Annotated in this window: 11 protein-coding genes and 1 rRNA gene; 9 read left to right on the top strand and 3 right to left on the bottom strand. The window is 45.0% G+C overall.

The features are described 5' to 3' along the window. Window position 1 precedes the first annotated feature (1 nt). Window positions 2-982: a LysR family transcriptional regulator gene (locus tag BGK61_RS15765; RefSeq protein ID WP_014999542.1), complete on the bottom strand. Its 981-nt coding sequence runs from the start codon at window positions 980-982 to the stop codon at window positions 2-4. A gap of 407 nt (window positions 983-1,389) precedes the next feature. Between BGK61_RS15765 and BGK61_RS15760 the strand changes: the two genes are divergently transcribed. The 6 genes from BGK61_RS15760 (at window position 1,390) to BGK61_RS15735 (ending at window position 8,714) form a co-directional block, all read left to right on the top strand. Beyond that, window positions 1,390-4,038 (top strand): TonB-dependent receptor plug domain-containing protein, encoded by a 2,649-nt coding sequence (locus BGK61_RS15760; protein WP_014999543.1) that lies wholly within the window; start codon window positions 1,390-1,392, stop codon window positions 4,036-4,038. A 116-nt stretch (window positions 4,039-4,154) separates the two neighbouring features. Further along, window positions 4,155-4,976 (top strand): sulfite exporter TauE/SafE family protein, encoded by an 822-nt coding sequence (locus tag BGK61_RS15755; protein ID WP_014999544.1) that lies wholly within the window; start codon window positions 4,155-4,157, stop codon window positions 4,974-4,976. A 19-nt stretch (window positions 4,977-4,995) separates the two neighbouring features. Then, complete coding sequence (locus BGK61_RS15750; protein ID WP_014999545.1) at window positions 4,996-6,171, top strand: pyridoxal phosphate-dependent aminotransferase; 1,176 nt, start codon at window positions 4,996-4,998, stop codon at window positions 6,169-6,171. A 268-nt stretch (window positions 6,172-6,439) separates the two neighbouring features. Next, on the top strand, window positions 6,440-6,805 hold the full coding sequence (locus BGK61_RS15745; RefSeq protein WP_014999546.1) for a response regulator: 366 nt from the start codon (window positions 6,440-6,442) through the stop codon (window positions 6,803-6,805). Further along, window positions 6,802-7,386 (top strand): chemotaxis protein CheX, encoded by a 585-nt coding sequence (locus BGK61_RS15740; protein ID WP_014999547.1) that lies wholly within the window; start codon window positions 6,802-6,804, stop codon window positions 7,384-7,386. The genes BGK61_RS15745 and BGK61_RS15740 overlap by 4 nt, the downstream gene beginning before the upstream one ends. Further along, complete coding sequence (locus BGK61_RS15735) at window positions 7,386-8,714, top strand: sensor histidine kinase (protein ID WP_076012681.1); 1,329 nt, start codon at window positions 7,386-7,388, stop codon at window positions 8,712-8,714. The genes BGK61_RS15740 and BGK61_RS15735 overlap by 1 nt, the downstream gene beginning before the upstream one ends. Window positions 8,715-8,784: 70 nt before the next feature. Here BGK61_RS15735 and BGK61_RS15730 read toward each other — a convergent pair whose 3' ends face one another. Beyond that, window positions 8,785-9,816, bottom strand: coding sequence for an MBL fold metallo-hydrolase (locus tag BGK61_RS15730; RefSeq protein ID WP_076012683.1), 1,032 nt, complete (start codon window positions 9,814-9,816; stop codon window positions 8,785-8,787). Between the two features lie 300 nt (window positions 9,817-10,116). On the opposite strand from BGK61_RS15730, the gene BGK61_RS15725 reads away from it, so the two are divergent. From BGK61_RS15725 to BGK61_RS15715, 3 genes are all read left to right on the top strand, one after another. After that, window positions 10,117-12,486, top strand: coding sequence for a DNA polymerase II (locus tag BGK61_RS15725; protein WP_044556845.1), 2,370 nt, complete (start codon window positions 10,117-10,119; stop codon window positions 12,484-12,486). A gap of 302 nt (window positions 12,487-12,788) precedes the next feature. Further along, complete coding sequence (locus BGK61_RS15720; RefSeq protein ID WP_014999551.1) at window positions 12,789-13,367, top strand: EF-hand domain-containing protein; 579 nt, start codon at window positions 12,789-12,791, stop codon at window positions 13,365-13,367. Between the two features lie 370 nt (window positions 13,368-13,737). After that, entirely contained in the window at window positions 13,738-15,477 is a 1,740-nt protein-coding gene (locus tag BGK61_RS15715; protein ID WP_076012682.1) for an AMP-binding protein, read from the top strand. Window positions 15,478-16,293: 816 nt separating this feature from the next. On the opposite strand, the gene rrf is transcribed toward BGK61_RS15715, so the two are convergent. Further along, a 5S ribosomal RNA gene (rrf, locus tag BGK61_RS15710) occupies window positions 16,294-16,409 on the bottom strand. Between the last annotated feature and the right edge of the window lie 82 nt (window positions 16,410-16,491).

Below are 16,491 nucleotides of genomic sequence, written 5' to 3'. Positions count from 1 at the left end.
TCTAGGCGGTTTGCACTACAAATGATGAAGCGGCAAACTCCAAAGTGCCACACCAATGTTTAAGCGCGTTTTCCTGTGCCACCACTTTCCTGACAATATCGATGATCTGTTGGTTATGTTGTAGTGCCTTGGCACTTTTATTTGTCGCGGCCAGCACCGTACGCTGCATTTCTGGTTGCGTAATTTTCAGTGAGGAAACTAAGCCGGACTCTTTCAAATGAAAAATGGCTGATGTGGGCAGAATCATTACGCCCTCTCCCTGCATAACTTGTCTAAGACCTGTCATGAGCTGGCCTGAGTAAGCTAAATCGTGTTGTAAGCTAACACCTGTAGCTTTTTCGTAATCAGCAATTAACTGACCCAGCGCGTCTTTGTTACCTGGTGAAAGCAAAGGTAATTCACTGATTTCCCAAAACCGGATGCTAGTTCTGTCTCGAAGCTTCGTATATTGTTTACATGCTGAAGAAGCAGTAAAAACCAAGTGAAGATCTTCTTGGATTAGCGGCGTCACTCGCATGAATTTAGGGTCAACAGCCTGCTGATAAGTGAGCGCAATATCCACCTGCTTTGACTCGAGCCAATCATTTATAGTGTAAGACGGACCTGTACTGATTTCGACTTTAAGCCCTTTGTGGTGCGTTGTAATTTCTGTGAGTAGCGGCAAAGAAAGTACATTTCCAATTGACGGTAACATACCTATTTTCACTACTCTCTTTTGACCAGCTTGAAAGGCTTCCAATGCAACTTTTGCGCTATCTATTTCGGTTAATAGTTTTACTGCGTGTTTATAAAAAATTTCGCCCGCTGGCGTTAAATTCACGCCAGAAAAGCTTCGTTCGAGCAGCGTAGCTTTCATTTCTCGCTCTAGGCTCGCTAACTGCTGACTAATGGCTGGCTGGGCGATATCCAAGGCTCTCGCTGCCGCCGCAATACTGCCCTTGCGCACCGTCATAACAAAATAATGAAGCTGCTTTGAATGCACTTGCCCTCCTTAGTAGAGTGGTGAGTTCGAGAACGGGAACCCTAGACGCTTTAGGTAGACGGCAGCAACGAATATGCCATTCCAATACACTATATGAAGCAGAATTGTAAAAATACGGCAATATCACAGAAGGTAAAAAATCTCATTTTTCCTTCCACTTAAGTCTAATAGCATGAAACTAGCGCCCTGTAAGACAGCTCAATATTTTTCTTATATCCCTGAATAATCTTCTTTCTTCCTGCAGAGCCAAAGAGTTTTTAGCCTTGTTCTTGTACACGAGCAGCTAGATAACAATAACAAGATGCTCCTCGCATCATAGTAGTGCTCGTGCGTGCCTAAAAAGAGTGCAGATTTCAATAATCCACACCCACAAAACTAAGCAGCAATAAGCACGATTGGGAACACAAATGAAACAGAAAAAGCTCCACACTGCAGTACGTTACGCACTTACCGGATTAACGCTTTTCACTACTTCATTGCTTGTACAGGCGCAAGAAGTGACTGAAGAAACCACAGAAGCCAAAGACCTAGAACGCATTGCCGTTGTTGGTGCCCGCGGTGCACCGCGCTCGGTGACTAGTTCGCCCGTACCGGTGGATGTACTCACCGCCGAAGATGTAGAAGCTGTCGCCTTTACCGATATGAATAATGTCCTTATGACACTGGTTCCCTCTTACTCTGTCGGCCGTCAGCCGATTTCCGATGGCGGAACCTTTATTCGACCTGCAACGCTTCGAGGTATGCCCACGGACAAAACGCTTGTTTTGGTTAACTCTAAACGTCGTCACAGGGCCGCACTTGTTTCAATTGGCGGTTCTGGCACACAGGGGCCAGACATCGCAACTATTCCAACCGCAGCAATTCAAAGTGTTGAAGTGTTGCGCGACGGTGCAGCTGCGCAATATGGCTCAGATGCCATTGCAGGTGTTATCAACTTTCAATTAAAAAATAACACCGAAGGCGGCTCGCTCACTGCCGACTACGGCAGCTACTACGAAGGAGATGGCGATCAAATTACCGTTACTGGGAATAAAGGTTTCGCGTTAGGCGACGATGGCTTTTTCAGTATTTCAGCCGAATACTCTGACAGCGAAGCCACCTTTCGTGGTGAGCAATATTGTGAGCCATGGTTTTGTGTGGATGACCAGTCAGAGCAATACATCGCTGATGCTACGGCCATGGCCAACAGCGTTCATGGTTCAGACGTAGTCCAACCATGGGGGCAACCAAATACAAGCGGGACGCGTATTTTCTTTAACGCAGGTTACGCACTATCCAGTGAACTTGAACTCTATGCATTTGGTAACTATTCAGAAAGTGAAGGCGACGGTTCGTTCTATTATCGTTACCCAGGCAATGGCACCATTGAAGATATTCGACTTGAAGATGGTTCAATCTGGAACCCGCTAGCGTTCTTCCCCGGTGGTTTCACGCCCCGTTTCTTCGGCGACGTCACTGATTACTCTTTTGTAGGCGGAGTTAAGGGTATGTCGGGCGACCTGACTTATGATATTAGCGGTCGTTACGGCAATAATGAAATCTCATACACGCTAGCCAATACGATTAACCCTTCGCTTGGCAACGAATCACCTACCTCGTTTAAACCTGGGGATCTAACTAACGAAGAAACGCAAATTCAAGCCGACTTCACCTACGACTTAAATAAGTATGTACTTGCTTTTGGTGCTAGCTACCTGGATGAGTCATACGAAATTTCAGAGGGCGAGCTAAGTTCCTATATCGCCGGCTCTTACGCCACATCTGATCCATGGGAGTTTTGTAACGATGATTACACTACAACGGCACTGGGCGCGGCGGTCATTGCCAACGGTTCTACTCTGAACTGTGCCAACTACACCAGTGCTGACAGCAATGAAGATGGTGTTGAAGATGATGGTTTTGCGGGAGTAGACGCCGTTTATACCGTTGTAGGCGTTGGTTCTAACGGCTTCCCTGGCTATTCACCAGACTATTCAGGTTCATACGATAGAGACTCATATGCAGTGTACACGGATATTTCTGGTGACATTACTGATGAGTTGTTTGCTCAGGCTGCACTGCGTTATGAAGACTATTCTGACTTTGGCTCAGAGGTTGTGTACAAAGTTGCAGGATTCTATCAGTTTAGTGATGAGGTGGGATTTAGGTCGTCATTCGGCACTGGCTTTAGAGCCCCTACCCCAGGTCAGCAAGGCACCACCAACGTATCTACACGTCTGCCCGATGGCTTCCCCGTAGCTACGGGTTTATTCCCTGCAGGCGGCGAGGTAGCACAAGCGCTTGGTGCCAACGAGCTTTCACCTGAAAAGTCGACTAACTTTACGCTGGGCATGACTGCGAACTATGGTGATTTAACGCTCACCGTTGATTACTACAACATCAAGCTTGAAGATCGTCTTTACTCTGTGTCTACCCGAGATGTGTCCACCACTGTCGTTACCGATCCGCAGGCAGACGGTTATGACGCATACCAAAACTACTTAGCCCTCGCAGGTGCCAATGTGTCTGGCGCCGAGTCCATTGGTGGTGTGTTCTTTTTCCAGAATGCTTTCGATACCGTAACCGAAGGTGTGGATGTTGTCGCTACTTACAAGATGGAATCGAAGTATGGCGCAACCGTGCTAACCGGCTCTGTGAATTACAACAAAACAGAATTTGATTCTGACCCTAGCGAGTATCTTGATCCCGAAGACCAATTTGACTTCGAAAATAGCCGGCCAGAAATGCGTGGCGTGTTCTCGGTTACTCACAGCTACGACGTGTGGTCTGCCGTCGCCCGACTTAGCTATTTCGGCGAGTATGAAAATGCTGGGAGCGATGACGGCGTGAATGCAACAAGCATTCAAACCTTCGGTGACGAATACATGTTCGATATAGAGGGCTCTTACCTAATTAACGAAAACCTCACGCTTTCAGTAGGTGTGAGAAATCTCTTCGACAACTATCCCGATGTTAGTACCAACGGAGACGCCTGTTGTGGCGAAGTTTATGACTCTGCTTCGGTAGTGGATTGGCAGGGGGGCTATTACTACACCCGACTGGCAGCCCGTTTTTAAACGGCGCTTTGCAAACACCGACTTATGTCGGTGTTTGTGTATTTACATAACTGTATATAAGAAAAACTTAAAAGGTCATTCATGTTTAAAGCTGTTTCATGCGGAGTAAAATGCAAATGGAAATAGAGCTACTGTGGTTTGTAGTTACTTTATGTATAACGGGTGCCATCGCAGGTATCACGGCAGGTCTATTTGGCAATGGCGGGGGGTTTGTTGTTGTACCTGCTCTTCTTGCTGTTTTTCCCTTTTTTACTCCACCTTCAGAAGCCCTTGTTAAGGTTGCCATCGGAACGTCGTTGGCATCAATTGTGGTATCAAGCGCTCGGTCAGTGATGGCGCATCGCGCTAAAGGTGCGGTGGATTTTGACATCCTCCGCTCGTGGAGTATTTGGCTTGTCCTCGGTGTTGGCGGCGGGCTGCTCATCGCAAACAACTCCAGCGCAAACGGATTAACGGTGGTGTTTGCTGCAGGTGTTCTACTTTACTCCGTGTATTTCCTCTTCCCTGAGTTTGTTGTAAGGCCCGGGCTTGTCTTCGATATGCCTAAAGGGATTGGCAAAGCAGTTTTAGCGTTTGTTCTTGGCGGCTTCTCTGCTCTGCTTGGCATAGGTGGTGGCACGCCAACCGTAATCACTATGGTGATGTGCCAGCGCACTATTCAACAGGCGGTCGCAACCGCAGCAGGCGTCGGCTTTCTGATTGGGCTTCCGGGTGCGATTGGCTTTTTGTTTATGAAGCATCCTGAAACCGCCTCGTTACCGGTAGGCACTATTGGCTACATCAATATTCCTGCACTTATCGCTATCAGTATTGGCGCAATTTTTACCGCTCCCATCGGAGCAAAAATGGCGCATAACTTCAGCGAAAAGAAGTTAAAGCGCTTATTTGGCATCTATCTCGTCATTGTTTCTAGCGCAATGTTCTACAAAGCCATTTAAAAGAAGAAGGAGACAACCCTTGAGTTATAACCGTTCAAGACGCTTATTTATTGGTGGCACAGTTGCAGCGTCAGCAATAGGCGCGAGTGGCATAAGTCACCTTGTGAGCGCCCAATCTGTCAGCGCAAGCGCTTCCCCATCGTCTGTTATGTATGGACCAACGCCTGGAGTTGCAAAGCTCAACGCCAATGAAAATCCATTTGGGCCGAGCGCGAAAGCTCTAGACGCTATCGCAAAAGCATCAGCGGAAGGTGGAGCCTACTATGCTTATCCTGCCGCTATGACACTATTGGATATGATTGCCGAGCGCCATGGCATTACCCGAAAGCACATTTCGTTGAGTGCCGGTTCAAGCCCTATTCTTTCCTATGCAGCCCTTGCGGCCAGTAAAAAAGGGAAGATTCTGGGCCCAGACCTATTTTGGGACACCACGTCTAAAGCACCTGAAAAACAAGGAGCGCCAGAAATAGTGAGAGTTGCTAATACGGCAGCGCTTGATATTGATCTTGATGCCATGTACGCCGCAATAGACGACTCGATTGGTATGGTGCACATTTGTAACCCGAACAATCCAACGGGAAAAGTGCTCGAGCCGAATAAGCTGCGCGAATTCTGTATAAAAGCATCTAAAAAGACGCTGGTCTTAGTTGATGAGGCATATAACGAACTTATCGATGAGCCACCTAAGCATTCCATGATCCCGCTCGTTAAAGCTGGCCATAATGTCATTGTAGCGAGAACCTTCTCAAAGATTTACGGCCTCGCGGGTATGCGCGTGGGCTATTTAATCGCATCAGAGGAAAACACTGAGTGGATTAATCGCTACGGCATGGGCGGCTATACATTGAATCAAGCAGGCCTTGCTGCTGCTATCGCCAGTTATAACGATGATGCCTTTTTAACATTTTCTAAAGATAAAATTTATGAGGGTAAATCCATGGTTATGGATGCACTAAAGGCAAATGGTTTGACAGCGCTCCCCTCTAGTACTAACTTTATCTTTGTTAATTTAGGGGACGGCAATGCTGAGTTCTTTCGTCAAGCCATGGCAGAACAGGACGTGCTAATCAGAGGTATTTACCGTACATACGATAACTGGTCTCGGGTGAGTATGGGCAAAATAGCCGATGTAAAACGCTATATTGATGCCATGCCCAGAGCACTTGATAAAATGTACGCTTTGCAGAATACTTAACGTTAAAGGTGTGTATTGTCTACCAGTGCACACCTCTCTACTTAAACCCTATATATTTTACTTCTTACTGTTTTCCACTCTTCTCGGCATTTTCAACTAAAAGTCTAATACGCATAAAAGTCACTTCTGTCATATACTCAAATTAAAGCGCCACTGCTCAAAGAATACGCTAATTGGAAAATTTTTACGGTATTGTTGCAGTAACGCTAAAGTTGCACATACTTTACTAAAAAGGCATCGCATTAAATGCCGTTCTAGGAGGCTGTAAATGTCAATTTCTGTATTAGTAGCTGATGATTCTAAGTTGTCGAGGCGCAGCGTGATTCGCTCACTTCCCCAAGACTTAGAGTATGACATCACCGAAGCGACAAACGGGCAAGAAGCCATAAATGCGCTGTCAGAAAGCGAATTTGCATTGGTTCTCTTAGACCTTACTATGCCAGAAGTTGACGGCGTTGGTGTGTTGGAATTCCTGCACGATAGGCCCGACGCCCCGAATGTTATTGTGATCAGCGCTGACTTTCAGCCAGAAAAACAAAAAATTGTTATGTCTCTCGGTGCAAAACGCTTTCTGCGCAAACCGCTAGATAAAGAAGAATTAGCAATGACGTTGTTTGAGTTGGGGTATCTATGAGCATTGTCCTACCACTAGACGAAGAGCAAAGAGACGCCCTTCAAGAACTCTTGAATATTTCCATGGGACAAGCGGCCAATTCTCTTGCCCAATTGATTGAAACCAAAATCGATATTTCTATTCCAAAAATTTCAGCGGTCACTCCCACCCAGCTCTATAGCCTCTTATTTGAAACCGAAGATGCCTTTTACACCCGTCAGTCATTTTTAGGTGACGTTCACGGCGAAGTGATGTCTGTGCTATCCCAAGCTGGATTGAGTGAAGTCGCCACTTTGATGGATTATGACGAACCGTTAAGTAAAGAAGACATTCAAGAGATTATCTTGGAGCTCTGTAACATTTTGGCAGGTGCGTGTTTAGCTGGTCTTTCTGACCAGTTGGAACTTACCACTAACTTGAATATGCCAACGTTATTCTTACCCGATAAAGCGAACTTCGATGAGTTGCAATGGCAGCACAGCTTAGTAATGGAGGTGCAGTTTGTTATCGCTATCTCTTCGTTTAGCATGCGCGTTGTTTTTTGCCTAGACGATGAATCTCTTGCACGTATGAAAGATACATTGGATGAGTTGCTCGCATAATGTTTGAACAACTGGTAGGTAAATTACCTGTCGGAATTGGTATAGTCGATGAGAGCTTTAAGGTCGTTTATCTGAACGACTTCTTTTTAGACCGGCTACCTCATAATATGCGCGACTGCTATAAAGAAACACCTGTCGTTGAGTTATTTCAAGGGCAAGGTAAGTTTCTTAAACGCAGGCTAAAGTCTGTATTCGTGTTGCAGCACCCAAGCTTTAGCTATTGGGAGCAGCGCCCCCACATATTTCCGTTTAAGAGTTCTCGCCCCATAACGGGTGAAGAAACACAGATGTATCAGAATATGGAAATATTGCCCATTAAAGACAAAAACACAGGGCAAAAATTGGCGTGTATATTTCTGCAAGATGTAACCGCCCAAGCCAGTTACTTCAGAGCGCAGCAAAAGCTTTCTGAAGCTTTGAAGAAAGAACACGAAGCGCAAAAAAAGTTAATTCGCAAACTCGATACCGCACAGAGCCAGCTAATTCAGGCTGAGAAAATGGCTTCTACTGGTCAGCTAGCAGCGGGGATCGCCCACGAAATTAATAACCCTATTGGTTTTGTGAACGCCAACCTCAATACACTTGGGCAATACGCAGCTCACCTTATTGCGATTTGTGATGGCGTCCAAGGGCAACTCGAACACTTCACCGACGAACTTAAAGAGCAGGTCGACGCGCTGTTTGAGACTAATCACTACGACCTATTAAAGGACGATATTACTGAGCTAATTGCCGAGTCTACAGACGGTCTTACCCGCGTGAAAGACATCGTCGAAAACCTCAAGAACTTTTCGCTGGAGACTACCGAAGGCGTGCAGATAGTAGATATCTGCGCCGTGTGTCACCAGCTGATCACGCTTATTTCCGCCCAGTACAGTGCGCCCCAATATAAATTTGAATGTGAATTAGAGAAAGTAGAGGTAATGGGAAACCCTGGGCCGCTGAAACAGGCGCTAATGAACGTCATGATAAATGCAGCGCAGGCCATAAAAGACAGGGGCTTCATTAAGCTTACTGTGCTTGATTCACCCAAGTCGGTGACTATCAAAATACTGGACTCAGGTTGCGGTATTCCTACAAAACATCTAAAGCGAGTCTTTGAACCCTTCTTTACTACAAAACCCGAAGGGCAAGGCCAAGGGCTGGGCCTTTCTGTGGCTTACACCGCCATTGAACAACATCAAGGTAAAATATCTATTAGCAGCAAAGAGGCAAAAGGAACCGTGGTAGAGATCACCATTCCGAAACAGCCTGCAGCACAGCCCCCGTCCAGTGAAGATAATGAAGAGAATAAAGAAAACGAAGCGGAAAACTCTCAAACGGCCTAGAAAACAGATAGCCCAGTACAGAGTAAGACGTTTGTAAATCCTCACTCTGTTTGCATGTCCTCTGACTGAACTAACAAGCAAGCTTTTTTACTTCACAGGCTTTAAATGTATACACACCCTTGCTGTTTAACGTCCGCGAAATGGCTCCTTCATTAAGCAAGTAATTAAGGTGAGACAAACACTCTGCAATTGCAAACACCATGTTTCGGCTTGAAAGCCTTCGCTTAAACATAACCGGTAATAGTTCTACTACGGTTTGAGGTTGCTCGCACGCATTTAATAGTGCCTTTAGGTGCTCGTGATGATGAGCAATAAGCGAATCCACTCGCTCATGTAGGCCGATAAAGGGTAGCTTGTGAGCAGGTAATACTGTCGCATCTTTGGGCAAAATCTTGAATTGCGGCAGTGTGGTAAGGTAGTCATCTAAAGTGTTGGCGTCAGGCTCTGTTGAGTAGGCGCCAATGTTTGGCGTGATAATCGGCAAAATATGATCGCCTGATATGAGAATATTTTTTTGCTTATTGTAAAGGCACGCATGCTCAGGAGAGTGGCCGCGGCCAATGATGATCTGCCATTCATTACCGCCAAGCGACAGCGTCATACCATGCTTTAGACGGGTGTAGCTAATGGGAAGTGGTGAAACGACGCTGCTGTAGCCATTGCCTTCACCAGAAGTAAGCTTTGCGATCATTGATTCGTCTAAACCTGCTCGCTGGTAATATTGCACATCCCGGTCATTCGTTGCGCCATTTCTTCCTGCCGCAAACGCTCGGGCAGTAAAATACTCAGTTTGAGACATATAAAAAGGGACGTTATACGTGTCGGCTATCCAACCCGCTAATCCCACATGATCAGGATGTAAGTGCGTAACGATGACACCAACTATCGGCCCGTCTAATTGCTTGAATATACGCTCCCACAGAGCTTTGGTGGTGGACGTTCCTATGCCAGTATCAATGACCACCCAACCGCCTTCACCGCGGATCAGATACAAATTTATGTGGTCAAGTTCAAATGGAAGCGGCATTGTTAGCCAAAGTACTCCATCGGCGACTTCTATTAGCTCGCCTGGCTCTACCTGTTTATCGAATAGATATTCCATATCGCCCTCACCTTTTCTATCGTGCATGGTCTAACCTGCACAAAGACTATACGTTTTCGTTTTAACTCGCGCTGCTTACAAAAACAAACATATCTGTCGAATAGAGATCTATAGGAGTCGGTGATAACAAACGTTATACTAAGCCTACTGCCGTTTCTCGTGCACAGTGGTAGCGCATTTTATTGTGCCTTTGTGCCAGTTATTAAACAGATAATGGTAATGCGAGTTTATAAAACGTACACGCCCATGAGGCTATTTAAAGAAATTAACGTCAACAAAGCCGGTTAGTAAATCAGATTCATGTCAGCCTCAACAATACAACAAGGGTTCATACTCAATAAAAGTACGTTTACCCGGCGAGGCAAAGTGTATGTTGAGCTATGGGTTAAAACGCCCAGTAGTACAGCTAGGTTAATTTCTTCAGCCCAATACCCCACTTGCTTTGTATCTGTTGATCACGCCAATGATTTACGCAATATAGCCGAGCGTATTTCAGCAAAAATCAGTATTTCAGATGACGGGTTTCACACGCTGGAACAAGTTCCTGTTGCGACGGTAAAAACCGCAACCGAATCACATATGCATCAGCTTCGCCAGCATGCGCAGGAAAGCAGTATTGTATTGTACGAAGCCGATATTCGCGTTGCCGATCGCTACTTAATGGAGCGCTTTGTGTATGGTGCGGTGGAATTTCTGGCTCCGCAAGATTTCGACGATACGTCTCAGATCGTTATAGAAAATGCGCAAATCAGACCCTGTCAATTCAGAACCACATTTACATCACTCAGCATAGACATCGAATGCAATGAGCATGAAGAACTCTTTAGCATTGCGTTAGCCGGCGAAGGACTCAACGTTGTGCTGCTTTTATGCCCGCCACGTTTTGTTGGGCAAACATTGCAGGGACGAAAAGACAGCGCGTACGAGCTCATTACCGTTGAATCAGAAAAAGCATTGCTTGAAGCATTTTTTTCATATCTTACATCCTACGACCCAGATATCATTTTAGGCTGGAATGTTAAACAGTTCGATATGGCGGTACTTGAACGCCGCGCTAGGGCTAACTCGCTAAAGTATGCTATCGGCCGCCACAGCCGAGAGGCTTCTGTAAGACAGTGGGAGGATCAAACCCTCGTTGATGTGCCAGGACGATGCGTCATTGATGGTATCGAAGCGCTAAAAACAATGACTTATCAATTCGAGTCGTTCTCGCTCGATCACGTTTCTGAAGAACTGCTTGGAGAAAATAAGCTTATTCAAGCCGCCGACAAGCTTGAAGCGATAAAAAGTCTTTATCATAGCGACCCTGTTGCACTCGCTAACTATAACTTTAAAGACACGGAGCTGGTCAACCGCATTCAGGATAAGACTCAATTTATCGATTTTCTGGCGCTGCGCAGTATTCTTACCGGCCTAGATATGAGTCGCCCCGGAGGCTCAGTGGCTGCGTTTTTAAATGTGTACTTGCCTAAGCTTCACCGCAAGTCTTATGTCGCGGGGGTAAGACCTGAAAATGGAGGCTTGGCTAGTCCAGGTGGTTATGTCATGCGTTCCCAGCCAGGTTTATACAAGGACGTTTTAGTCCTCGATTTTAAGAGCCTGTATCCTTCCATCATTCGTACATTTAAAATCGATCCGCTGGGACTTGCAGAAGGGCTTAAATCTCCAGACACGGCGATAGAAGGGTTTAAAGGCGCAGTATTTAGTCGTGAGTCTCATTTTCTGCCTTCCATCATTGAAAACCTATGGCTTCAGCGCGACGAGGCGAAAAAACAGAAAGACGCACCGCGCTCTCAGGCCATCAAAATATTAATGAACTCATTCTATGGTGTGCTTGGTAGTGGCGGTTGCCCTTTCTACGATCCTCGCCTAGCTAGCTCAATCACATTGAGGGGTCACGAGATCATGCAAACCACTGCGGGTTGGATTGAAGAACTGGGCTATACGGTTATTTACGGCGATACCGACTCAACATTTGTTCATGTAGAAGGGAATGATGCACTGGGTACGCCCTCAGAGACTGGACTTGAGCTCGCTAGCATTATTAATCGAAAGTGGACTGAGTTACTAAAAAGTCAGTTCGACATTGAATGCCACTTAGAAATTGAGTTTGAATCTCACTTTTCTACGTTCTTTATGCCGACGATCAGAGGCTCTTCCGAAGGCAGCAAAAAACGTTACGCAGGAATGAAGGGCGGTGAACTTGTCTTCAAAGGCTTAGAAAATGTCCGTTCTGATTGGACGGTACTAGCTAAAACCTTCCAGTACGAGCTGTACAAAAAAGTGTTTACTGGACAGCCTGTTGAAGATTACATAAATAGCACGATAGCAGCGATAAAATCCGGTGAAATGGATCACGCTTTGGTCTATAAAAAGCGGCTGCGAAAGCCTTTGTCGTCGTATACAAAGTCGCTGCCTCCCCACGTAAAGGCAGCGCGATTAGCCGACGAATACTATAAAGAACAGGGGTTGCCACTTCGCTATCAGTTTAATACGACCATTGCCTATGTCATTACAGTACAGGGCCCTCAAACCGTAGAAACCGCCACGGCTCCCCTTCAATATGACCACTATATTGAGAAGCAAATCCAGCCCATTGCCGATAGCATCTTGCCTCTTATCGGCCTGAATTTTGAGACAATAGCAAACGATCAACTCTCACTGTTTTAATCTCATTAATGGAGTTCTATCTATATCTGAGATCAGCTTAAGTTTGACGTATGAAGATCTTGCAAACACTGCGACAATTTAACATAGCAATAACATTAAAATCCTCGCCTTATATTTTTATTACCTCACTAAATCAGTTAGTTATGCATTTGGCACATTCAATGAATAATGAATTACGTAAGTCATTAGCGGTGTCAGATTGAAACTTATTTCCAATCTGCACCTATGTTGAGGTCTGTGGACCTAGTGGTTAGGGCAATTGAACGCCCAAGTTCACTGTAAAAGCCAGAAGGAATTTGATTATGAAGATCACAAAACTAAGTATGATTACCAGTGCAGTTATTGCTGCAACACTATCTGCTTCAGCAGTAGCAGGCCACCACGAAGAGAAGATCTCGATGGGATTTAACGCAATGGATAAGGATGGAAACGGCTATATCGTCGGTTCTGAGTCTTCAGGCGTTATTGACAGTAAGCTTCTTGCAAAAATGGATACCGATGGTGACAGCATGATTAGCCGTGTTGAATTCAACAAGTTTGTTGATGAAAAACCATCAATGTTTAGCGACGACATCATTACTCAAGTGAAAACTGAAGGCACCAATGACGCTTTGCTCTCGGAAAAAGGCAATCCTGAATTATTCTCTAAAGCTGACGGTGAAATGATTTCTGAGAAGAATAAGGAGCTTCGTACTGAAATGTCAGCCACAGCCGACAATAAGTTTACTGAAATTGATGTAGACAGCGACGGTAAGCTTACAGCCGAGGAGTTAAAGGTTGCGCATGTCGAAGGTGACTTTGAGATGATGGATGAAAATGGCGATTCTTTCGTTACCCGTATGGAATACCGTGCATACTTCGAAGGTATTGAGTCTGAATAACTCACCCTTGCAAGTAAACTCAAAAATATTAGAAAGCTTCCCTCGTTGGGAAGCTTTTTTTTAACTTTTTCAAACACACCGATCCTCTTAAGAAAACAAACACTTCCATTCCCAATTCTGTCGATACAGCTACAGCCCTCACGATGAAAGGCAGAATTTTATCGGTGAGCTGCACCATATACGACTAACATCTTGTCGACAAAACTAGTTTGCAACAATATTGTTAATAAAGATTAAATGAGTTGTTTTATTGGATGAGCATTTAGCATTCACTGCAATTTCTGCCATTGAGTATGCAGAAATAAAGATTGTAATGGCAAACCCTACTATTTACATATAAATCAGATGCGTACGCGCATGGAGGCATAATATGATGGAATCAAAAAGTCAGCAGAGCACTATCCCCCCTCTTTATAAAAGTGAGTTTACGGGCCCTAACGACGCTGAGTTAACGTCACTTACAATTGGTCAGTATTTTAAAAAGGTTGTCGACAATCAAGGCGAAAAACCGGCCATCATTGTAAAACACCAGAGTGTTGACTGGACGTATCAACAATACTGGGATGAAGTTGAACGTGTGGCCTGTGGCTTACTAGGGAATGGCGTGGAGCCAGGCGACCGTGTTGGCATATGGTCTCCGAATAATATTGAATGGTCTATTGTACAGATGGCGACAGCGAGAATCGGCGCTATCATGGTATGCCTCAACCCAGCTTACCGACCCGATGAATTAGCATTCGCCATTAATAATGTAGCTGTTAAATACTTAGTTATGGCGCAGTCTTTCAAACAGTCAAACTACGTTGCAATGTTGAAAGAGCTTGCGCCAGAAATAGACGGGAAAGATGATACCGCTTCAAGTACTCCCCTATCGCTTTCTAAGTTACCTTCTCTTAAGCATGTATATACTATTGGCGATAAGCCTGTGGAAGGATTGAAGGCGTTTTCCGCATTACAAATAGAACCAACGGAAGCGCTTAAATCTCAGCTGTTAGCGATTGAATCGAAACTTAGCCCGGATGATAACATCAACATTCAGTTCACCTCCGGTACCACTGGTAACCCGAAAGGTGCAACGTTAACGCACCGAAATATTCTAAATAATGGTTTGTTAGTGTCACAAGCAATGAGGTTTACGGACAAAGACAAGCTATGCATCCCCGTACCGCTATATCACTGTTTTGGAATGGTGTTGGGCAACTTAGTCTGCTTAGCATCGGGAGCGTGTGCGGTATTTCCTGGAGAATCATTCGACCCTGAAACAACGCTTCGCACGGTAGAAGAAGAAAAGTGTACGGGCTTACATGGCGTACCTACCATGTTCATTGCCGAGCTCGAACTTCCTAACTTCAGAGACTTTGATTTATCAACGTTAAGAACCGGCGTCATGGCGGGTAGTACCTGCCCTGAAGAGCTAATGCGAAAGGTTCACAGTGAATTTCATATGACCGAGGTCGTTATAGGTTATGGCCAGACAGAGTGTAGCCCTATCAATCATATTACTGACATTGACTCGCCATTTGAAAAGCAGGTCAAAACCGTAGGACGCGCTATGCCTCACACAGAGGTTAAGATCATAGATGCCCAAGGTAATACTGTGTCTATTGGAGAACCTGGCGAAATCTGCGCGAGAGGCTACTGTGTAATGAAAGGTTATTGGGGTGATGAGGTTAAGACAAAAGCCACCATAGACGATGAAGGTTGGCTCCATTCTGGCGATCTCGGAGAAATGGATGAAGAAGGCTACGTCACAATAGTTGGTAGAATAAAGGACATGATTATTCGCGGCGGCGAGAACATTTATCCACGAGAAATTGAAGAAGTTTTATATCAACATCAAGACGTGTCAGACGCCGCTGTATTCGGCATTCCTGACAACAAATATGGCGAGCAAGTATGCCTATGGATTAAGGCAAAGGAAAATCGACATATAGACGAAGAGCAAATACGCGACTACCTTAAATCTAAACTAGCCTACTTTAAAGTACCCAAATACATCAGCGTAGTGAAAGAGTACCCCATGACAGTAACAGGGAAGCTTCAGAAGTTTAAAATGCGCGAATACATGATAGAAACACTGAAGAAGCAATCCCTACAAACCGAAGCATAACCCCAGCAAATAGTGGGGTAAAATTGGGGTCAGAGTACATTTTAAAAGGTAGCGATCTAAAGTACTCTGACCCTACATTCGTATCTTCCACGCTTGCACCTCAGCTACAGTCTGTACCTATCTACCATATTTTCAAACTGCTTGTTACATGCCCTAGAGAGTTAAAGAGCCCGGATTATTTAGGCAGCCCACAATAATGGGGTCGGAGTACATTTCTACGTTTTAATAAGTGTGAATGTTAAAAAAGTACTCTGACCCCTTTACTCCTGAGTGAGTAGACTGATGGTCTGTGTTGGAGTTTGTGCGCCTTAAACTATTCGATAAATGAAACTTTCACAGCGACTTGAGCTGGTAAAGAGTGCAGTCGCAGGGAAACACATTTTAATGTTGGGGACGGAGTACATTTCTCTTGTTTTTCTTCATTGGAGGATAAGGGTACTTTGACTTGGTTCTTATGATTTGGGTAATAAAGTACTCTGACCCCTTTACTCCTGAGTGAGTAGACTGATGGTCTGTGTTGGAGTTTGTGCGCCTTAAACTATTCGATAAATGAAACTTTCACAGCGACTTGAGCTGGTAAAGAGTGCAGTCGCAGGGAAACACATTTTAATGTTGGGGACGGAGTACATTTCTCTTGTTTTTCTTCATTGGAGGATAAGGGTACTTTGACTTGGTTCTTATGATTTGGGTAATAAAGTACTCTGACCCCAATTTGAGGTTTTGCTGGTAGGAATTGGGGATTAATGTACTCTGACCCCATTTTTTGTTTCTTCCAAACGCAAAAAACCCGCCGTTAGGCGGGTTTCTTTTAATGGGACCTGGCAGTGTCCTACTCTCACATGGGGAAACCCCACACTACCATCGGCGCTAATACGTTTCACTTCTGAGTTCGGAATGGAGTCAGGTGGTACCGTATCGCTATGGCTGCCAGGAAAAACTGGTAACAATCTAGAAAACTGGATATCAATTCAATCAGTGAGTAACTACTTTTCACTCTACTTACTTTAGCTTGTC

The sequence above is a fragment of the Alteromonas abrolhosensis genome (genome assembly GCF_001953635.1).
In the GTDB taxonomy this organism is placed as follows: domain Bacteria; phylum Pseudomonadota; class Gammaproteobacteria; order Enterobacterales; family Alteromonadaceae; genus Alteromonas; species Alteromonas abrolhosensis.
Note: the sequence above shows the minus strand (reverse complement) of the source record. Positions and strands in the feature narration are given on the sequence as shown.